Genomic DNA, 20,448 nt, shown 5'->3' on the forward strand with positions numbered 1-20,448 from the left:
GGGCTCCGGGTCCGTATCAGGAGTGGGGTAGAGCGTGGCAGGGCGGCAGCGAATCGACCGCGTCAGGCGCCAGTACAACCAATGGGTCGCCAACCAGACGCTGGAGGACTATGCGCTGCGCTTCACGGCGAAGAGCGCGCGCCGCTGGTCCGCCGCCCGGGTCGCCAATACGGCGCTGGGCGCGATCTCGTTCCTGGCGATGGAGGCGATCGGCGGCACCATCACGCTGAACTATGGCGTCACCAACGCGGCCGCCGCCATCCTCGTGGTCTCGACCATTATCTTCTGCTGTGGCGTACCAATCGCCTATTATGCCGCCAAATGCGGCATCGACATCGACCTTCTCACGCGCGGCGCCGGCTTCGGCTATATCGGGTCCACCGTCACCTCGCTGATCTACGCGTCCTTCACCTTCATCTTCTTTGCGATCGAAGCCGTGATCCTCGCGTCCGCGCTCGAGATGTGCTTCGGGATTCCGCGGCCGATCGGCTATCTCATCAGCGCCGTCGTCATCATCCCGCTGGTGGCCTACGGCATCACGCTGATCAGCCGCTTCCAATTGTGGACGCAGCCGCTGTGGATCGTGCTCCACATCATTCCGTTCGCGGCGATCGCCTGGCACAACCCGCATTCCTTCACGGAGTGGCGAAAGTTCTCGGGCGAGCACGGCGACCTCAACGGGCATTTCGACTTGCTGCTGTTCGGGGTCGCGGCCTCGGTGGTGTTTTCGCTGGTGGCGCAGATCGGCGAGCAGGTCGACTTCCTGCGATTTTTGCCGCGCGACCGCCGCGCGTCCAAAACCTCCTGGTGGGTGGCGCTGATGAGCGCAGGACCGGGCTGGATCGTGCTGGGCGCGCTGAAGCTCCTCGCGGGTTCGTTCCTCGCCTTCTTCGCGCTCAGCCACGGGGTGCCGCCCGAGGAGGCCGCCGAGCCCGCCCATATGTATCTCGAAGCGTTCCGCTATGTGCTGTCGCAGCCTGACCTCGCGCTGGCGTTGACCGGCACGTTCGTGATCCTGTCCCAGGTGAAGATCAACGTCACCAACGCCTATGCCGGCTCGATCGCCTGGTCGAACTTCTTCTCGCGCCTGACCCACAGCCATCCCGGCCGCGTCGTCTGGCTGGTCTTCAACGTCATCGTGGCGCTGCTGTTGATGGAGATCGGCGTCTACAAGGCGCTGGAGCAGACGCTCGCGCTCTATTCGAACGTCGCGATCGCCTGGGTCGGTGCGCTGGTCGCGGATCTCATCGTCAACAAGCCGCTTGGATTGCGGCCACAGCAGATCGAATTCAAACGCGCGCATCTCTACGACGTCAATCCGGTCGGCGTGGGTGCGATGACGATCGCGACCATTGTCTCGATCAGTGCCTTTTACGGCCTGTTCGGGCCGACCGCGAAGGCGCTGTCGGCCTTCATAGCGCTGGCGGTTGCCTTCCTCACCGCACCGTTGATTGCCTGGACCACGGACGGCAAATACTACATCGCGCGCAAGCCGAAACGGAGCTGGCAGGACATCGAGGCGATCCAGTGCTGCATCTGCGAGCACGCGTTCGAGCCGGAGGACATGGCCTCGTGCCCCGCTTATGCCGGCCCGATCTGCTCTCTGTGCTGCTCGCTGGATGCCCGCTGCCACGATCTCTGCAAGCCGCACGCGCGGATCCAGGCGCAGGTATCGGAGACGCTGGGCAAGCTGATGCCGCAGCCGATCTACGCGCGCATCAACTCGCAACTCGGCCACTATGTCGGCGTGTTCGTGGTCTCCGCCGGCCTCGTCGCGCTGGTGCTGGGCCTGATCTATCTGCAGACCTCGGCGAGCGTGCATGGCGAGAACGCGCTCGTCTCCGACGTGCTCTGGAAGGTGTTCTTCTCCCTCAGCATCATCATCGGCGTGGTGGCGTGGCTGTTCGTCCTGGCGCAGCAGAGCCGCCGCGCGGCGGAAGCCGAGACGCGACGGCAGACCGCGCTGCTGATCCAGGAGATCGACGCGCACAAGCGCACCGACGCCGAGCTGCAGCGCGCCAAGGAAGTCGCCGAATCCGCCAACCTCGCCAAGAGCCGCTACGTGGTGGGCCTGAGCCACGAGCTGCGTTCACCGCTGAACGCGATCAGCGGCTATGCCCAGCTCCTGGAGCAGGACACGACGCTCAACACCAAGCCGCGCGACCAGGTCCGCGTCGTCCGTCGTAGCGCCGACCACCTCTCCGGCCTGATCGACGGCATTCTGGACATCTCCAAGATCGAGGCGGGACGGCTGTATCTGTCGCGCGACGAGGTGCGCTTCAGCGAGTTCCTCGATCAGGTGGTCGGCATGTTCCGCCTTCAGGCCGCTGCCAAGGGCATCGATTTCGTGTTCAGGCGGCCGGCGTATTTACCGCTGGTGGTCTATGCCGACGAGAAGCGGCTGCGCCAAGTGTTGATCAATTTGCTCTCGAACGCCATCAAGTTCACCCAGACCGGCAGCGTGCAGTTCGTGGTGCACTATCGCAGCCCCGTTGCCGAGTTCGAAGTGATCGACACCGGTCCCGGCATCCAGGGCGACGATCTCGAACGCATCTTCGCGCCGTTCGAGCGCGGTGCGCTCGGCGTCTCGCAGCCGCAAACCGGCACCGGCCTCGGCCTGACCATCAGCCGTCTGCTCGCCGGCGTAATGGGCGGCGATATCAAGGTCATGAGCACGGTCGGCACCGGCTCAACGTTCAAGGTCAAGATCCTGCTCTCGGAGGTCACCAATCCGCAGCTCATCGCGCCGGTGGAGGCCCCGGTCTCCGGCTATCACGGCGCGCGCAAGACCATCCTCATCACCGACGACGACCCCGTGCATCGCGACCTCCTGCGCGAGGTGCTGACCCCGCTCGGCTTCATCCTGCTCAGCGCGCCGGATGGCCCCGGCTGCCTCGCATTGGCGCAGCATTGCCGGCCCGATCTGTTCCTGCTCGACATCTCGATGCCCGCCATGGACGGCTGGGCCGTCGCGGAGGCCTTGCGCGCGAGCGGCCATCACCAGGCCCGCATCCTGATGGTGTCGGCCAGCGCGATCGAGGCCCACGGGGCGCCGCTGGCGCAGCCCTTCCATGACGGCTATTTGATGAAGCCGATCGACATCCCGAGGCTCCTGGAGACGATCCGCCAGCTCCTCAAGATCGAATGGCAATACGGCTCGGACGAGATCGCGGTGCCGTTCTGGCGCCTCGAAAGCGGATCGAGGCCGCCGGCGCGGCACATCGAGGCGCTGATCGGGCTCGGCCAGATCGGCTACGTCAAGGGCATCCAATTGAAGCTGGACGAGATCGGCAGCGAGCATCCGGAGCACACCGACTTCGTCGCACAGATGCGGTCGCTGGTCGACCGCTTCGATCTCGAGCAGTACATGGCCACATTGAAGACGTTGCATGCGCATGAACATTGAGTCGAAAAAGCGTGACGTCGCGCTCGTCGTGGATGACTCTCCCGAGACGCTGCGGCTGCTCACCGACGCGCTGGACGGCGCCGGCATGACGGTGATGGTGGCGCTCGACGGCGCGGCCGCGATACGCATCATCGACCAGATCACGCCCGATATCGTTCTGCTCGATGCCGTGATGCCCGGCATCGACGGCTTCGAGACCTGCCGTCGGCTCAAGCGCGATGCGGGTCTTGCCAATGTCCCCGTGATCTTCATGACGGGCCTCGCCGAAACCGAGCATATCGTGCGCGGGCTCGAGGCCGGCGGCGTCGATTACGTGACAAAGCCGATCGTGATCGAGGAGATGCTGGCGCGCATCCGCGTCCATCTCGGCAATGCCCGGCTGACCCAGAGTGCGCGCGCCGCGCTCGACGTCTCCGGCCGCTTCCTGTTCGCGGTCGACCGCCATGGCAATCTGCTGTGGGCAACGCCGCAGGCGCAGAAGCTGCTGTCCGATCATCACGGCGCACAGGCTGACGACTTCGTCCTGCCGCCATCGCTGCTGCAATGGCTGGAGCAGGCCAGGGCCAAGGGCAGCTCGAAATCCCAGGCGGCTTGCTTGCCCGACAATCCCCAGCTTCGGCTCTATTACATGGGCGAAACCGCGCCGAACGAGTTCCTGCTGCGGCTCTCCAGGGAGTCCGGCACCGCGCTGCCGCCAGAATTCACCAGCGAGCTCGGCCTCACCACCCGCGAGGGCGAGGTGCTGGCCTGGCTCAGCAAGGGCAAGACCAATCGCGACATCGCGCAAATCCTGGGCCTCAGCCCGCGCACGGTCGACAAGCATCTCGAGCAGATCTACGCAAAACTCGGCGTGGAGAACCGGACGGCGGCGGCGGCGATTGCGGCGAATGCGACGCGAAAGAACTCGTGAGCGCAGTGCGGATGAGTTGGTGCGCTACTGATCCCACGCGTCCCGGACAAGCGAAGCGCAGATCCGGGACCCGTAGCCACAGCCGATGTTTGGCGAAGGCTCGGAGTTAGCAGCGCTCCATAACTACTCCCTGTGGTTATGGGCCCCCGCCTTCGCGGGGACGACAGTGGAGGATGTGGCAATCGTTACCGCCCCTTACACCCCCGGACGCCCTCACCCGTACACAAACGCCTTGTCATCCAGATCCGTCTTCGGGATCTCGTCCTTCTCCGTCCAGTAATCCTGGCTGTGCTGCCATTCCGGCTTGTCGCCGCGCTTGGGCAACAGATCCATGTTGCGCATCATGTAGCCGGGGTTGAAGTTTTCCGGATCGATCCAGGGCAGGATCGGCATGTTGTGGTCTTCGGCACGCAAGCGCACCTCGACCTTCTTGGCGCCCTTGGTCTTCATATGGCCGAGCAGCCGGCAGACGAAGTCGGCGACGAGATCGACGCGCAACGTCCAGCTGGCGCGGAAATAGCCGAACACCCAGACCATGTTCGGAACGCCCGTGAACATCATGCCGCGATAGGTGACGGTATCGCCGAAGGCGAGCGGCTTGCCGTCGACCTCGAAGGCGATGTCGCCGAGCGCCGCGAGATTGAAGCCAGTCGCGGTGACGATGACATCGGCTTCCAGCAGCTTGCCGGACTTGAGCTGAATGCCGTTCTCGACGAAGCATTCGATCTCGTCGGTTACGACGGAGGCCTTGCCGCTGGCGATGCCCTTGAACAGATCGGCATCGGGCACGAAGGCAATGCGCTGCCGCCACGGCCGGTAAGTCGGCGTGAAATGCGTCCCGACGTCGTAGTCGGGACCGAGCACCGCGCTGATCTGGCCGATCAGGTCCTTCTTGACCTGTTCTGGCTTGGACACGCAGAGTTTCGTGAAGGCATCCTGCTCGAACAGGATCTTGCGCCGAACGATCTCGTGGATCCAGGCCTCATCGACCTGAAGCCGGCGCAGTTCCTCCGCGATCTCGATGGCGTTGCGGCCGAGGCGAAAATAAGTCGGCGAACGCTGCAGCATGGTGACATGCGCACATTGGTCAGCGATGTTCGGCACCAGCGTCGCCGCTGTGGCGCCCGAGCCGATCACAACGACCTTCTTGTTCGTGAGGTCGACGTCATCGGGCCATGTCTGCGGATGGACGATGCGGCCTTTGAAGCGATCGGTGCCCTTCCATTCCGGCGTGTAGCCTTCCGAATGACGGTAATAGCCCTGGCACATCCAGAGGAAGTTCGCCGTGAACGTCCTCGGCTCGCCGGTGTCGGTCGTCACCGCCTCAATAGTCCAGAGATTCTGCTCGCTCGACCAGCTGGCGGAATTGATCTTGTGCTTGTAGCGGATGTGCTTGGCGATACCGTTGTCGTCGATCACCTCTTTCATATAGGTGAGGATTTCTTCGGCGGTCGCGATCGGCGGCCCGACCCAGGGCTTGAAGCTATAGCCGAACGTATGGAGATCACTGTCCGAGCGGATGCCGGGATAACGATGCGTGCTCCAGGTGCCGCCGAACGTCGCCTGCGTCTCCAGGATGACATAGCTCGTGCCCGGAAGCTGCTTCTCGATGTGATAGGCGCTGCCGATGCCGGAGATGCCGGCGCCGACGATCAGCACGTCGAAATGTTCAGAAGCCTGTTTGGCGGTGGCGTGACTGCGAACAGCGACATTCATTGTTGCTTCTATGCCTTGCTTGTTTTTGTGGCCGCCCTTGACGGACGACGCGTTTCCTCCGCGGCCGGCATAATCACCCGCCGCGCTTCCGCTTCAAAATGACATAGATCAAGCCGCGGTCAAATCACAGCGCCGCACCCCAGCTCCGCGCGGTCTGCAAGATCCAGTCGCGGTAGAGCGTGAGCGGTGTGACGGCCGGTCAATCCGCCACAGCCATCGCCGGCGTTCGGTCCCGTCGCCCAGCTGATGACACCGACAAGCACGGCGCCGTTCGGCTTGTCCTCGAACACAGGACCACCGGAATCGCCGGTACAAGCGCCAATTCCGTCGCGAACACCGTTGGTTACGGGATCGACCAGGCGGATCTGAAGCGTGCCGGGCTGGCCCGTGACGACAAGGCCCGCGACGCGCGTGGCCCCGCCGCTCCTGCCATCACCGCGCACGGTGACACCGGTACCGGCAATGACGAAACGGCTACCGACCTGGATTGGAATATTCGGCGCGCCGACCGGCACCGTGGATTTTCCCTTGAGTGGAATTTCCAGTTGCAGCAGCGCCACGTCTGCGCCGGCGCGATGCACCTGCGCTTTGTAGCCCGGATGGATCGCGATGGTGCGCACGTTCAGCAATTGCGGTTCGCCACCGCTGCGATCGACGATCTTGTAGTCCGCGCCCGGCGGCACGCAGTGAGCGCCGGTCAACACGATCTTCGGCGCGATCAGAGTTCCGGTGCAGGAATTGCCGCGCGAGCCGACGATGGTGACGACGGCGCGCGCGACGCCATCGGCCTGCGGCGCGCCGCCGCCGACGATGGCATGGGCGGGTGTGGCGAGCAGCAGCGCAGTCGTGATGAACGTGGCAAGCTTCTTCATGGGAACACGCTTCGGTATTGGCGGCGGCAGATTGCTTCGGACTGGTCCTTGCCGATAGCGCATGCTAGCCCTCTTGGAAAGGAATTGACGAGGGCAGGATAGTGGCGATCGAGGCGGTGATCTTTGATTTTGGCGGCGTGCTGACGAGTTCGCCGTTCGAGGCATTCGCGCGGTTCGAGACCGAGCGCGGCCTGCCCGTGGACATCATACGGCGGACCAACGCCGCCAATCACCTGGAGAATGCCTGGGCCAAGTTCGAGCGGGCCGAGGTCGATATCGACGCCTTCGACGAATTGTTCGCCACGGAATCGCTCGCACTCGGCGCGGAGGTGCGCGGCCGCGACGTGCTGCCGCTGCTGCAGGGCGATCTGCGCCTCGAGATGGTCGAGGCATTGAAGCGCATCAAGGCGCAATTCAAGACCGGCTGCATCACCAACAATCTGCCTGCCAATGCCATCGGCAGCATGACCGGGCGCTCCCTCTACATCGCCGAAGTCATGGTGTTGTTCGACCACGTGATCGAATCCGCCAAGATCGGCCTGCGCAAGCCTGATCCGCGAATCTACAGGCTGATGGTCGAGACGCTGAAGGTCGATCCGAACAATTGCGTCTATCTCGACGATCTCGGCGTCAATCTGAAGCCCGCGCGCGAGATGGGCATGACTACGATCAAGGTGACGAGCGGAGCGCAGGCGATCGCCGAGCTCGAGAAAGCAACTGGGCTGAAGCTGACCTAATTCGCAAATGCCGTAGGGTGGGCAAAGCGGAGCGTGCCCACCACAAGCAGATGGTGGGCACGGCGCTTTCGCGCCTTTGCCCACCCTACGGGAGCTCGCAATGACGGCGGAGCCTACTTTGCCGCCGCCGCGATTCGCTCCGGAAACGCCGCCGCCAGCTCGTCGCGATCCGGCTTCAGCACGCCGCGCTCGGTGATGAGGCCGGTCACGAGCCGCGCCGGCGTCACGTCGAAAGCGTAATTCGCGACCGGCGATCCCTCCGGCACGATGCGCACCGTCTCCAGCCTTCCATCGGCGGTGCGGCCGGTCATGTCGGTGACCTCAACGCCGCTGCGCTGCTCGATCGGAATGTCGCGGATGCCGTCATGGACGGCAAAATCGATCGTCGGCGACGGCAGCGCGACATAGAACGGCACGCCGTTGTCGTGGGCGGCGAGCGCCTTCAGATAGGTGCCGATCTTGTTGCAGACATCGCCATTGGCGGCGACGCGGTCGGTACCGACGATGGCGAGGTCGACCATGCCGTGCTGCATCAGGTGCCCGCCGGTGTTGTCGGGGATCACCGTGTGCGGAACGCCGTGATGACCGAGTTCCCAGGCCGTGAGCGAGGCGCCCTGGTTGCGCGGACGTGTCTCGTCGACCCAGACATGGATCTTGATGCCGCGTTCATGCGCAAGATAGATCGGCGCCGTCGCCGTGCCCCAGTCGACGGTGGCGAGCCAACCGGCGTTGCAATGGGTCAAGACGTTGACGGTCTCGCCCCGCTTCTTCGATGCGATTGCCTCGATCAGCTTCAAGCCGTTGCCGGCGATGCCGCGGTTGATCTCGACGTCCTGCTCGACGATCTCGTCGGCACGCGCATAGGCTGCCTCGGCGCGCTCCAGCGGATCGATCGGCGCGAGCGCCGTGCGCATCTCGTCCAGCGCCCATTTCAGATTGATCGCCGTCGGCCGCGCCACCACGAGCGTGTCGTAAGCGCGCTTCAGGCCGGCGTCGGAAGCGTCCTCGCGCATGGCGAGCGCCATGCCGTAGGCAGCGGTGGCACCGATCAGGGGCGCGCCTCGCACCAGCATGTCGCGGATGGCGACGGCTGCGTCTTCGCAGGATGTGAGTTTCGCGACGACGAACTCATGCGGCAGCCGGCGCTGGTCGATCGCGCCGATTGACCAGCCGTCATGCTCGCGCCAGATGCTGCGAAAATGCTTGCCGTCAACCTTCATGGCATTCTGCCTTTCTCATACTCGCAGGATGCGCCCGGCCACCGCATCGAGCTTCTTCAGAAGCTCGGGATCGCGCGCCTCGGGCGCCGTGATCAGCGCGGTGTCGAGCGCGCGGTCCGAACCGATCGGACACGACTCATGCTCGCGCGGAAAATCCTTTGCCAGCCGCGCCACCAGCGCCTTCGCCTTGTCGGCGTTCGAGGTCAGCACGCGGATGATGTCCTGCACGGTGACGGCATCGTGATCGGGATGCCAGCAGTCGAAATCCGTCACCATCGCCACCGTGGCGTAACAGATTTCCGCCTCACGCGCGAGCTTCGCCTCCGGCATGTTGGTCATGCCGATCACGGAATAGCCCAGCGTCTTGTAGGTCATGCTCTCCGCATAGGTGGAGAATTGCGGCCCCTCCATGCAGACGTAAGTGCCGCCACGCGCGATCGCGATGCTCTCGGCTTCAGCGGCCGCGGCAAGATGGATACGCAAACGTGGAGAGACCGGATGCGCCATCGACACATGCGCGACACAGCCCCGGCCGAAGAACGAGCTTTCGCGTTTGTGGGTGCGGTCGACGAACTGATCGACGAGAACGAAGGTGCCCGGCGGCAGCTCCTCCCTGAAGGAACCGCAGGCCGACAGCGAGATCAGATCGGTGACGCCGGCCCGCTTCAAGACGTCGATATTGGCGCGGTAGTTGATGTCGGAGGGCGACAGCCGGTGCCCCTTGTCGTGCCGCGGCAGGAATACGATCGGCAACCCTGCGATGGTGCCGCGGCGCACGGGCGCCGACGGCTCGCCCCAGGGGCTCTCGATCGCCTCTTCGCGCGCACCCTCAAGGCCCGGCAAATCATAGATGCCCGAGCCGCCGATGATGCCCAATACCGCCTGCGTCATGCCTGCTCCACCCTGTTCGCCACGTGCGACATGGTTAAGCTATGCCAGTTTTGCGGCGGATTTGGAACGGGGTGGTGGGGCGATGTCGGTGGTGTGAGAGGCGCGGAATGGCGCGTCAAATCCGGTGTCGTCCCTGCGTACGCAGGGACCCATAACCACAGGCCGTGGTTTGGCGAAGACTCGTAGTTCAGTACTGGACCGCCAGATCGAGGGATTCCGCGGTATGGGTCCCTGCGCCCCGTGCGCAATTGCGCACTAGGCAGGGACGACAGTCGTGGTGGGCTTAAGCCGCGTTCGCCAGCTGCAGTTGGGTCGCCACCATCCGCTCCAGCGTCTCGACGGACTGGAAATTCTCCGGCGTGATCTCGGCTTGCGGGATGGTGAAGTCGAACTCGGCTTCGACGCCGAGCATCAGATTGACCATGTCCATCGAGGTCAGGCCGACGTCGACCAGCTTTGCAGACGACGTGACATCGGCCATGAGCGAATTCTGCTCGAGGATGCCCTTCACCAGCTTGATGATGCGATTGCGTACGTCGGTATCAAAGGATTGCATCGGCAAATTCCCGTCTGTCTGTCAAAGGTCGAACCGGCTTGCCGCTACGATGGGCACGGCCTGCCGGTCCCGCAATGGGCGACACCAATACTTCGCGTTTCTTAGTAAACGATGACTCAGATTGTCTGAAATTCAGGCTTCTTCCAGAGTCCTAACGCGATGCTGGAAAAACGGGTGATGCAAACAACCGGACCTTAACTGTTCGTTCGGAATTGGGCTTTGTTTACCCTCTATTTCATCGACGAATTTGAATTAAATCCGTAGCCTCGTCTCACAAGCAAAGATGGCCGGAGGATCGCTTACGCGCATCGCGAATGATGCCGGCGATCTCGAACGGCAAACCGGAGGCGGACGAGTATGAACGTGCGTGAAGCAGTCCTCACTGTCGACGAAACGCAGACGGGCTTCCTCGAGCAGGGTCCCTCCCTGACCGAGCGCGCCGCCCGGACCGCCGCAGCTGCCGCGGCCGACGCCGACGGGGTCGATCGCGACGCCCGTTTCCCGCACAAGGCTTTCGAGGTCGCGCGCGAGCAGAAGCTGCTCGGCGTCATGATCCCGGTCGAATTCGGCGGCTTCGGTGCCTCCATCTACGACGTCACCGACATCTGCTACACGCTCGGACGCGCCTGCGCCTCGACCGCGATGATCTATGCGATGCACCAGACCAAGGTTGCGTGCGTCATCAGGCACGGCCACGGCATCCCCTGGATGGAAACCATGATGCGCCGGGTCGCCCGCGACCAGTGGCTGCTCGCCTCCTCCACCACCGAAGGCCAGAACGGCGGCAACATCCGCGCCAGCGCCGCTGCCGTCGATCACGCCGGCGACACCGTTTCGCTGGTGCGCGACGCCACCGTGATCTCCTACGGCGCCGAAGCCGACGGCCTCGTCACCATCGCCCGCCGCGCTACCGAGGCCGCCGCCTCCGACCAGGTGCTGCTGGCGCTCGCCAGGGACGATTATTCGCTGAAGCGGACGCTGGGCTGGGAAACGCTCGGCATGCGCGGCACCTGCTCGACCGGCTTCGAGCTGAAGGTCGATTGTCCCGCCGACCGCGTCTTCCCGGAATCCTATGACAAGATCCACGCCCAGACCATGACGCCGTTCGCGCATCTGTGCTGGTCGTCGGCCTGGGCCGGCATCGCCGCCGCAGCGGTGACCCGCGCGCAGGCCTTCATCCGCAAGGCGGCCCGCACCTCCGGCGGCCAGATGCCGCCGGCCGCGGCGCATTTCACCGCCGCCAAGATGTCGCTGGCGAAGCTGCGCGCGCTGCTGTCGGCCAATATCGATGCCTTTGCCCGCGCCGAGCATGACGAGCGCGCCCTCGGCTCGCTCGACTTCCAGTCCTCGATCACGCTGCTGAAGGTGCAGGCCTCCGAGCTCGCGGTCGAGACCGTGATGCATGCGATGCGCACAGCCGGCCTCTCCGGCTACCGCAACGACGGCGAGTTCACTATGGGCCGGCACCTCCGCGACGTGCTGTCGTCCCCGATCATGATCAACAACGACCGTATTCTGGCCAATGCCGCGACATCGACGCTGATGAGCGGCGTGCCGACAAGCCTTCACGACTGAATCAACAACAACAATTTTGAGATAGCAGGACATCGCGCCATGAACATTGCCATCCTCCCCGACTCGCCCGCGACCGCGCCGCAGATGATCGATCCGCTCGATCATCTCGCCGACAAGCTGTTCCACCGCATGGGCGCTGATGGCGTCTACGCCCGCACCGCGCTCTATGAAGGCGTCGTCGAGAAGCTCGCCGCGCTGATCACCAGCCATCGCGAGAGCGGCACCGAGGTGATGCGTTTCCCGCCGGTGATGAGCCGGGCCCAGCTGGAAAAATCCGGCTATCTCAAGAGCTTTCCGAACCTGCTCGGCTGCGTTTGCGGTCTGCACGGGACCGAGCGCGAGATCAACGCCGCGGTGAGCCGCTTCGATGCCGGCGGCGACTGGACCACCTCACTGTCTCCCGCCGATCTCGTGCTGTCGCCCGCCGCCTGCTATCCGGTCTATCCGATCGCGGCGAGCCGCGGCCCCTTGCCGAAGGGCGGCCTGCGCTTCGACGTTGCCGCTGATTGCTTCCGCCGCGAGCCGTCGAAGCATCTCGACCGGCTGCAATCGTTCCGGATGCGCGAATATGTCTGCATCGGCAGCCCCGACGACGTCGCCGATTTCCGCGAGCGCTGGATGGTGCGCGCGCAGAAGATCGCGACCGACCTCGGCCTCACCTTCCGCGTCGACTACGCCAGCGATCCCTTCTTCGGCCGCGTTGGCCAGATGAAGGCGGTGAGCCAGAAGCAGCAGCAGCTCAAGTTCGAGCTGCTCATTCCGCTGCGCTCGGAAGAGCAGCCGACGGCCTGCATGAGCTTCAACTATCACCGCGAGCATTTCGGCACGACCTGGGGAATTCAGGATGCCGGCGGCGAGCCAGCCCACACCGGCTGCGTCGCCTTCGGCATGGACCGGCTGGCGGTCGCCATGTTCCACACCCACGGCACGGACCTTTCCGCCTGGCCCGCCAAGGTGCAGGACGTCCTGGGCCTGCAGCCGCGGGTCACGGCCGATGCCCATGTCGAAGGCTGGCGCTAGCAGCATGATCCGGATCCGAAGGACCGCGTCAGCGAAAAGTGCAAAGCGGTCTTCCGACAATATCATGCTGAAACAATAGACCAAACGAGGCCTGTCATTTCCACGGGTAAGACGAGCGTGATTCACACCAAGGTGCGATGCCGCGAGATCACCGAGTCCGACGCCGAAGCGGTCGCGGACCTGCTGACGCGCGGCTTCGTCGGCCGCTCGCGGAACTATTGGATCCAGGGTCTGCGCCGGCAGGCCTTCCGGTCCGTGCCGGAGGGCTATCCGCGCTTCGGCTACATGCTCGAGAGTGACGGCACGCCGGTCGGCGTGCTGCTGCTGATCTACACGGCGCGGAAGAACGGCGAAGAGACCGCCATCCAGTGCAATCTGTCGAGCTGGTATGTCGATCCGGCCTACCGCAACTATGCCCCGCTGCTGACCAAGATCGCGCAGCGGCACAAGGATGTGACCTATTTCAACATCAGCCCGGCGCCGTGGACCTGGCCGATCATCGAGACGCAGGGCTTTCGCGCCTATTGCCGCGGCATATTCTTCTCGGTTCCCGCCCTGGCACGGCCCCCGCGCTGGAGCGAGATCGAGGTCATCTCGCCTCACGCCAAGACGATCGAGGGGCTGTCCGAAGCCGAAACCGAGCTCTTGACGCGGCATGCCCGCTACAATTGCCTCAGCTTGGTCTGCCGCACGCCGAAGGGAACATTCCCCTTCATCTTGCAACCGGTGCGCATCCGCCGCGGCTTCATCGCGCCTCCTGCGATGAAGCTGATCTATTGCCGTAGCGCCGCGGAATACGCCGCCTGCGCAGGCCGTATCGGCCGGCTGCTGCTTCGGCTCGGCAAGATCGCGGTGGCGATCGATTCCAATGGACCGCTTCCCGGCCTGGTCGGTATTTATACCGAGCGGCGCGGTCGCAAATACTTCAAGGGCCCGGATCGGCCGCAGCTCGGCGACCTCACCGATACGGAACTGGTGTTGTACGGGCCGTAGGGAAGGCTGTCGGACCAGACCACCGCTGTCGTCCCTGCGAACGCAGGGACCCATACCGCGTGATCTGTCTCTAAGCCGCAATGCTGGTACCACGGGAAGGCCCCTTCACTTCCAATCTTCGTCAAACCTTTCCCTGTGGTTATGGGTCCCAGCTTTCGCAGGGACGACACTTCATTTGACGCGCCCTCCCGCCCAACTCTCGCGCGCACCTCCGCATTTCCGACGCGCTCTCCATCGCCAGTCACCCTCCGTAAACTACTGCGCTTAAGGGAATTTTCCGGCCTCTTCGCTACCCTCGGCGGCTGAATTAGGTTGCGTTAAGTCTATTGCTCGCCGAGATCCCGCCGATCCCATGACGTCGACCCGCGACAACGAGCTTGGTGCACGCCGCGAGCAGGGCCCGGAGGCCCTGGTCGCGCTGAGCCAGCTTGCGCTCGACCACATGGAACAGGGCGTCTGCGTCTACGATGCCGACAACCGGATCGTGCTGGTCAACCAGCGTTACTTGTCGCTGTTCGACATGTCGGCCGACATCGTGCGCGTGGGCACGAGCTACCGCGAGGTACTTGCGCATAGTGCGATGCGCGGCAACTTTCCCCAGGACCAGCTCGACACGCTGTATTCGGCGCGGATCGCGCAGATCGCTGGGGGAAAGCCGTTCCGGACCGAGCAGCAGCTGGCGAGCGGCCTCGTCATGTCGCTCGAGTTGAAGCCGCTTCCCGGCGGCGGCTGGATGACGATCTGCGACGATGTCACCCGCCTCGCCCGGCTCGAGGCGGAATTGCGCGTGCAGACCGAGCGCAGCCAGCACGCGCTCGCCAACATGTCGCACGGCCTCATCATGTATGATGCCGACAGTTGCGTCGTCGTCTGCAACGAACGTTTCCTGAACCTCTACAACCTCGATCCCAGCATCGTAAGGCCGGGCGCCTCGCATCGCGAGGTGCTCGATCATTGGGTATCGCGCGGCAATTTGCCGGGCATGCCGACAGACGAATTCCATAAATCCAGGCTGGAGGACGTGCGCACCAGAAAGGCGAAGTCCCTGCTGGTGATGCGTTATGACGGACGCATGGTGCAGACGGTCTCGCGCTTCCTGCCCGACGGCGGCTGGGTGACCGTGCATGAGGACGTCACGGAACGGCTGCAATATGAAGAGACGCTGCGGCAACAGAATTTTATTCTCGATGCCGCGATGGAGAACATGGCGCACGGGCTCGCCTTCTATGACAGCGACATGCGCCTTCGCGTCTGCAACACCACCTACCGCAAGATCTACCTGCTGTCGCCGGAGGAGACCAGGCCCGGCACGCATCTCGCCGAGCTGATCGAGCGCTCGATGGCGAACGGCGCGTTCTCGTCCGAGTACAGCCCCCGGCAGCTCTTGGAAGCCGCCAGCGCCAGGATCGCGAACCGCGATTCCTCGCCGATGCGCCGGCGCATGTCGAACGATACAGTGATCTCGGTGCGCTATTGCGCGCTGCCCGAGGGCGGCTTCGTCGCCACTTACGAGGACATCACCGAACGCGAGCACGCGATCGAGGAGCTGAGCGAGCAGTATCGCCGCTTCGACGCGGCGCTGAACAACATGAGCCAGGGCCTGTGCATGCTCGACGCGAGCCTGCGCGTCATCGTGTGCAATCGCCGCTACATCGAGATGTACGGCCTGTCGCCTGACATTGTGAAGCCCGGCGTCTCGATGCGCGAGATCATGGAGCACAGCTGCGAGCTCGGCATCCATCAGAACACCACAGCCGCGCGGCTCTATGCCGATTATGTCGAGCGGCTGCGCGAGGGCGAGCATACGCTGCATCGCCATTTGAGCGACGGCCGCATCATCAAGCTCAATCACAAGCGGATGGAGCATGGCGGCTGGGTCGTCACCTACGAGGACGTCACCGAGCGCCACAAGGCCCAGGCGCGCGTCGCGCACATGGCGCGGCACGATTCGTTGACCGACCTGCCCAACCGCACGCTGTTCCGCGAAAAGATGGGCGAGGGACTGAACCAGGTCGCGATCGCCGGCGGCGCCATGGCCGTGCTGTGCTTCGACCTCGACAATTTCAAGACCGTCAACGACCGCCTCGGCCACGCCGCCGGCGACCGGCTGCTGCGCTGGGTCGCGGCGCGGCTGAAGGAGAATGTCGGCGAGCACGATACCGTCGCACGGCTCGGCGGCGACGAGTTCGCCGTGCTCCAGCGCGGACCGCAGCCGCAAGCGGCGGAAAAGCTGGCCCGGCGTCTGGTCGAGGTTCTCGGTCATCCGCCGCCACTGGAAAACCAGTCGATCCATGTCGGCGCCTCCGTCGGCATCGCGATCGCACCAGACCACGGGCTCGATGCCGACGAACTGATGAAATGCGCAGATCTCGCGCTGTACCAGGCCAAGGCCAAGGGGCGCGGCGCCTATCAGCTGTTCGAGCCCGAGATGGAGGAAGAGGCGCGCAGCCGGCACGCGCTGGAGCACGATCTGCGCGGCGCGCTCGAGGCGCGTCAATTCCATCTGGTATTCCAGCCGCAGCTGCGGCTCGATTCGTCCGAGCTCACCGGGTTCGAGGCACTCCTGCGCTGGAAACATCCCTCGCGCGGCTTCGTCTCGCCGGCCGAGTTCATTCCGATCGCTGAAGAGACCGGGCTGATCGTTCCGATCGGCGAATGGGTGCTGCGCAGCGCCTGTGCGACCGCCGCGTCCTGGCCCGATGTCACCGTCGCGGTAAATCTGTCGCCGGTGCAGTTCCGTTCGCGCGGGCTGGTGGCGATGGTCACGAGCGCACTTGCCGAAGCCGGCCTGCCGCCGCAACGGCTCGAGCTCGAGGTCACCGAGACGGCGCTGCTCGACGACAGCGAGGCGACGATCGAGATCCTGCACCAGCTTCGCGCGTTAGGCGTGCGCGTCAGCCTCGACGATTTCGGCGTCGGCTATTCCTCGCTGAGCTATTTACGCAAGTTTCCGTTCGATCGCATCAAGATCGATCGTTCCTTCGTCGGCACGCTCGGCGAAAGTCCGGAGAGCGTTGCCATCGTCCGCACCATCGCAAGCCTCGGTTCCGTGCTCGGCGTCGAGACGACGGCGGAGGGTGTGGAGACCGAGGAGCAACTCGACTTCGTCCGCGAATGCGGCTGCACCGCCGTACAGGGCTATTATTTCGGCAGGCCGTGCCCCGCATCGGAGGTCGGCCGCGCCATCGAGACGCTGAACACGGTCCGGCGCGTGGCGTAGCGGCTTTCTGCTCCCTCAAATTCCGTCTCTCGGCACACGACCAAACGACGAATTGTCGCATGTGCCGCCTCGACCGGGATTGCCGCACCGCCCGGCGCCCGCGGTCCGCGCAATGCGCTTTTCTTCTCCCTCGATTTCAGGAACAATCGCCGCGCAAGAACGAGAAACGGCGACCCGCAAAGAGGCCGCCGCGAGGGGAGGAGTTTCGATGCCGCGATACGGGCTGAAGACGATCGCATTTGCCGCGATGCATGCTGTCATGGGCGCATTGCTCTCGACTGCCGCAAGCGCGCAGGACTATCCCAGCAAGCCGATCACGCTGATCGTGCCATGGCCGGCCGGCGGATCGACCGATATCTCGATGCGCGCCATCGCCGACAGCGCCTCGAAGGTGCTGGGGCAGCCGATCGTGATCGACAACAAGGCCGGCGGCGGCGGCACGGTGGGCCCCGCGACCATGGCAGCGGCCGCGAAGCCGGACGGCTACACCATCTCGCAGATTCCGATCACAGTGTTCCGCCTGCCCTTGATGCAGGAAGTGTCGTGGGATCCGGCCAAGGACTTCACCTACATCATCCATCTCACCGGCTACACCTTCGGTGTGACCACCAGCGCGGAGTCGCAGTTCAAGAGCTGGAAGGACGTCGTGGAGTTCGCCAAGGCGAATCCGGGCAAGGTGACCTATGCCACGCCCGGCGCCGGCACCTCGCTGCATATCGGCATGGAGCAGATCGCCGGAATGTCCGGTATCAAGCTGACGCAAGTTCCTTTCAAGGGCGGCGCGGAGACCAACGCCGCGGTGCTGGGGCAGCACACGATGCTTCAGGCGGACTCCACGGGATGGCGGCCGCTGGTCGACGCCGGCAAGCTGCGGCTGCTGATGGTGTGGACCGGCGCACGCTCGCCGAACTATCCCGACGCGCCGACGCTGAAGGAGCTCGGCTATCCCATGGTTTATGATTCCCCCTTCGGCATCGCCGGCCCGAAAGGCATGGATCCAAAGATCGTCGCCAAGCTGCACGATGCCTTCAAGAAGGCGGTCGAGGATCCAGCGGTGGTCGCGACGCTCGCCAAATACGACATGGTGCCGAACTACAAGAACACCGAGGACTACAAGAAGTTCGTCGTCGAGGTCACGGAGTCCGAGCGCAAGGTGATCGATACGCTCGGGCTCGCGAAGAAGTAGCTTGTCCCACCACACATGCTGACGTCATCCTGAGGTGCGAGCCGCGCTTGCGGCTCGCCTCGAAGGATGGATCGGGGCACCGTCGCCCTTCGAGGGCTACGCTGCGCTCCGCCACCTTAGGACGACGGTGATCTCAAGGCGCTTCACATGAACAACGACACCAACGTCAAACTCCGCCTCAGCAATTCCGAGCTCTGGGGCGGGCTGATCGGGCTCGCGCTCGGCGGATTCGTGATCTGGTCCGGCATGAAGCTCAAGCTCGGCACCATCAACGATCCCGGCTCCGGCTACGTGCTGTTCTACACGGGCATCCTGATGTGCGTGTTCGCAGGCGCCATCATCGTCTCGGCGGTCACCGAGGGCGCGCCGACGCTGGCCTCGCGCTGGGAGAATGTGCGCTGGAGCAAGCCGCTCCTGCTGATTGCCTGTCTCGTGGCATTCTCCATTGCGCTGGAACCACTCGGCTTCCTGCTGTCGTCGATCCCCCTGGTGCTGCTGCTGTTGCGGCTGATCGATCCCGTCCGCTGGACGCTGGCGATCCCGATCGCCGTCCTGGTGCCATCAGGCATGTGGTGGGTGCTCAAGCGGCTGCTGCTGATCCAGCTGCCCTCGGGCCTGTTCGGGATCGGCTGACCCTATGGATACGCTTGTCAATGTCGCGCATGGGTTCGGCGTCGCGCTGCTGCCAGTCAACCTGCTCTACTGCTTCATCGGCGTCTTCATCGGCACGCTGGTCGGCGTGCTGCCGGGCATCGGGCCGATCTCGGCGATGTCGCTCCTGCTGCCCGTGACGCTGTCGGGCACGCCGGAATCCGGCATCATCATGATGGCCGGGATCTATTACGGCTCGATGTATGGCGGCTCGACCACCTCGATCCTGGTCAACATCCCCGGCGAGGCGGCCTCCGTCGTCACCTGCATCGACGGCCACCAGATGGCGAAGCAGGGACGCGCTGGCCCTGCACTCGGCATTTCCGCCTTCGGCTCCTTCATTGCCGGCACATTCGCGCTGATCGCCTTGATGCTGGTCGCGCCGAAGCTGGCCAGCGTTGCCATCGCGTTCGGCCCGGCCGAATATTTCAGCCTGATGGTGCTTGGCCTCGTGGTGCTCACCTTCCTGACCCAGGGCTCGATGCCGAAGGCATTGCTGATGGCGTGCATCGGCGTCGTGCTCGGACTGATCGGGCTCGACAGCATCACGGCGCAGCCGCGTCTGACCTTCGGCCGCATGGAGCTGATCGACGGCATCGGGCTGGTGCCCGTCGTGATGGGCCTGTTCGGCGTTGCGGAGGTGCTGCTCAACACCGAGCAGGCGATCAAGCGCGACATCATCAACACCAAGATCACCCATCTGCTGCCCACCAGGGAGGACTGGAAGGCGAGCGCAGGTCCGGTCGGCCGCGGCACCATCCTCGGCTTCTTCCTCGGCATCCTGCCGGGCGGCGGCGCGGTGGTGGCGTCCTTTGCCTCCTACGCGCTGGAGAAGCGGCTGTCGAAGACGCCGGAGCGCTTCGGCCATGGCGCGATCGAAGGCGTTGCCGGACCGGAATCGGCGAACAACGCCGCGGCGGGCGGCGCCTTCATTCCGCTGATGACGCTCGGCATTCCGCCGAACGTGGTGATGGCGCTGCTGCTCGGCGCCTTCGTCATCCACGGCCTGCAGCCGGGACCGCTGCTGATCACGCAGAACCCCGGCCTGTTCTGGGGCATCGTCGCCAGCATGTATATCGGCAACGTCATGCTGCTGATCCTGAACCTGCCGATGATCGGCATGTGGGTGCAGCTGCTCAAGCTGCCGTACAACATCCTGTTCCCCCTGATCATCCTGTTCACGATCCTGGGCGTCTACTGCTCCAGCAACAACGTGTTCGACGTCTATGTGATGATCGCGTTCGGGATCATCGGCTATTTCATGCGCAAGCTCGGCTACGAGCCAGCGCCGCTTGTGCTGGCTTTCGTGCTGGGACCGATGATGGAGAACAATCTGCGCAAGTCACTGATCCTGTCGCAGGGCGATCTCTGGACCTTCGTACAGCGGCCGATCTCGGGGGTCTGTCTCGTGTTTGCCCTGGTGCTGCTGATCGCGCCGCTATTGCCGTCGCTGCGCAAGAAGCGCGAGCTGGTGGCGCTGGATGAGGGGGCGTGA

The 20,448-nt window shown here is 64.2% G+C and carries 14 protein-coding genes and 1 pseudogene; 10 read left to right on the plus strand and 5 right to left on the minus strand.

From position 1 onward, the window contains the following. Positions 1–34 precede the first annotated feature (34 nt). Both GGD61_RS16680 and GGD61_RS16685 read left to right on the plus strand, forming a co-directional pair. Complete coding sequence (locus GGD61_RS16680) at positions 35–3,406, plus strand: ATP-binding protein (protein WP_183230922.1); 3,372 nt, start codon at positions 35–37, stop codon at positions 3,404–3,406. Then, positions 3,390–4,316, plus strand: coding sequence for a response regulator (locus GGD61_RS16685; RefSeq protein ID WP_177236855.1), 927 nt, complete (start codon positions 3,390–3,392; stop codon positions 4,314–4,316). The genes GGD61_RS16680 and GGD61_RS16685 overlap by 17 nt, the downstream gene beginning before the upstream one ends. Positions 4,317–4,529: 213 nt before the next feature. On the opposite strand, the gene GGD61_RS16690 is transcribed toward GGD61_RS16685, so the two are convergent. Then, positions 4,530–6,032 carry an NAD(P)/FAD-dependent oxidoreductase gene (locus tag GGD61_RS16690; RefSeq protein ID WP_092251602.1) on the minus strand — a complete coding sequence of 501 codons (1,503 nt, stop codon included), beginning with the start codon at positions 6,030–6,032 and terminating at the stop codon, positions 4,530–4,532. Between the two features lie 124 nt (positions 6,033–6,156). Then, positions 6,157–6,904, minus strand: a pseudogene (locus GGD61_RS16695) (S1 family peptidase). A 101-nt stretch (positions 6,905–7,005) separates the two neighbouring features. Here GGD61_RS16695 and GGD61_RS16700 point away from each other — a divergent pair. After that, on the plus strand, positions 7,006–7,641 hold the full coding sequence (locus GGD61_RS16700; RefSeq protein WP_177236853.1) for an HAD-IA family hydrolase: 636 nt from the start codon (positions 7,006–7,008) through the stop codon (positions 7,639–7,641). 113 nt (positions 7,642–7,754) lie between these two features. On the opposite strand, the gene mtnA is transcribed toward GGD61_RS16700, so the two are convergent. From mtnA to GGD61_RS16715, 3 genes are all read right to left on the minus strand, one after another. Beyond that, positions 7,755–8,861, minus strand: coding sequence for an S-methyl-5-thioribose-1-phosphate isomerase (gene mtnA, locus GGD61_RS16705; RefSeq protein WP_092251600.1), 1,107 nt, complete (start codon positions 8,859–8,861; stop codon positions 7,755–7,757). A gap of 15 nt (positions 8,862–8,876) precedes the next feature. Next, positions 8,877–9,752, minus strand: a complete 876-nt coding sequence (locus GGD61_RS16710) for an S-methyl-5'-thioadenosine phosphorylase (protein WP_092251599.1) — start codon at positions 9,750–9,752, stop codon at positions 8,877–8,879. A 283-nt stretch (positions 9,753–10,035) separates the two neighbouring features. Continuing rightward, positions 10,036–10,308, minus strand: a complete 273-nt coding sequence (locus tag GGD61_RS16715) for a phosphopantetheine-binding protein (RefSeq protein WP_092251598.1) — start codon at positions 10,306–10,308, stop codon at positions 10,036–10,038. Positions 10,309–10,665: 357 nt separating this feature from the next. Here GGD61_RS16715 and GGD61_RS16720 point away from each other — a divergent pair, with 357 nt between their 5' ends. The 7 genes from GGD61_RS16720 (at position 10,666) to GGD61_RS16750 (ending at position 20,448) form a co-directional block, all read left to right on the plus strand. After that, positions 10,666–11,883 carry an acyl-CoA dehydrogenase family protein gene (locus GGD61_RS16720; RefSeq protein WP_092251597.1) on the plus strand — a complete coding sequence of 406 codons (1,218 nt, stop codon included), beginning with the start codon at positions 10,666–10,668 and terminating at the stop codon, positions 11,881–11,883. Positions 11,884–11,922: 39 nt separating this feature from the next. Continuing rightward, positions 11,923–12,903: an amino acid--[acyl-carrier-protein] ligase gene (locus GGD61_RS16725; RefSeq protein ID WP_092251596.1), complete on the plus strand. Its 981-nt coding sequence runs from the start codon at positions 11,923–11,925 to the stop codon at positions 12,901–12,903. Between the two features lie 117 nt (positions 12,904–13,020). After that, positions 13,021–13,896, plus strand: a complete 876-nt coding sequence (locus GGD61_RS16730) for a hypothetical protein (protein ID WP_018316762.1) — start codon at positions 13,021–13,023, stop codon at positions 13,894–13,896. 352 nt (positions 13,897–14,248) lie between these two features. After that, positions 14,249–17,116 (plus strand): PAS-domain containing protein, encoded by a 2,868-nt coding sequence (locus GGD61_RS16735; protein WP_183230923.1) that lies wholly within the window; start codon positions 14,249–14,251, stop codon positions 17,114–17,116. 208 nt (positions 17,117–17,324) lie between these two features. Further along, positions 17,325–18,302 carry a tripartite tricarboxylate transporter substrate binding protein gene (locus GGD61_RS16740; RefSeq protein WP_018316760.1) on the plus strand — a complete coding sequence of 326 codons (978 nt, stop codon included), beginning with the start codon at positions 17,325–17,327 and terminating at the stop codon, positions 18,300–18,302. Between the two features lie 147 nt (positions 18,303–18,449). After that, entirely contained in the window at positions 18,450–18,935 is a 486-nt protein-coding gene (locus tag GGD61_RS16745; protein WP_092251594.1) for a tripartite tricarboxylate transporter TctB family protein, read from the plus strand. Positions 18,936–18,939: 4 nt separating this feature from the next. After that, positions 18,940–20,448: a tripartite tricarboxylate transporter permease gene (locus tag GGD61_RS16750; protein WP_092251593.1), complete on the plus strand. Its 1,509-nt coding sequence runs from the start codon at positions 18,940–18,942 to the stop codon at positions 20,446–20,448.

It is taken from the genome of Bradyrhizobium sp. SBR1B (genome assembly GCF_014198205.1).
Taxonomy (GTDB): Bacteria; Pseudomonadota; Alphaproteobacteria; order Rhizobiales; family Xanthobacteraceae; genus Bradyrhizobium.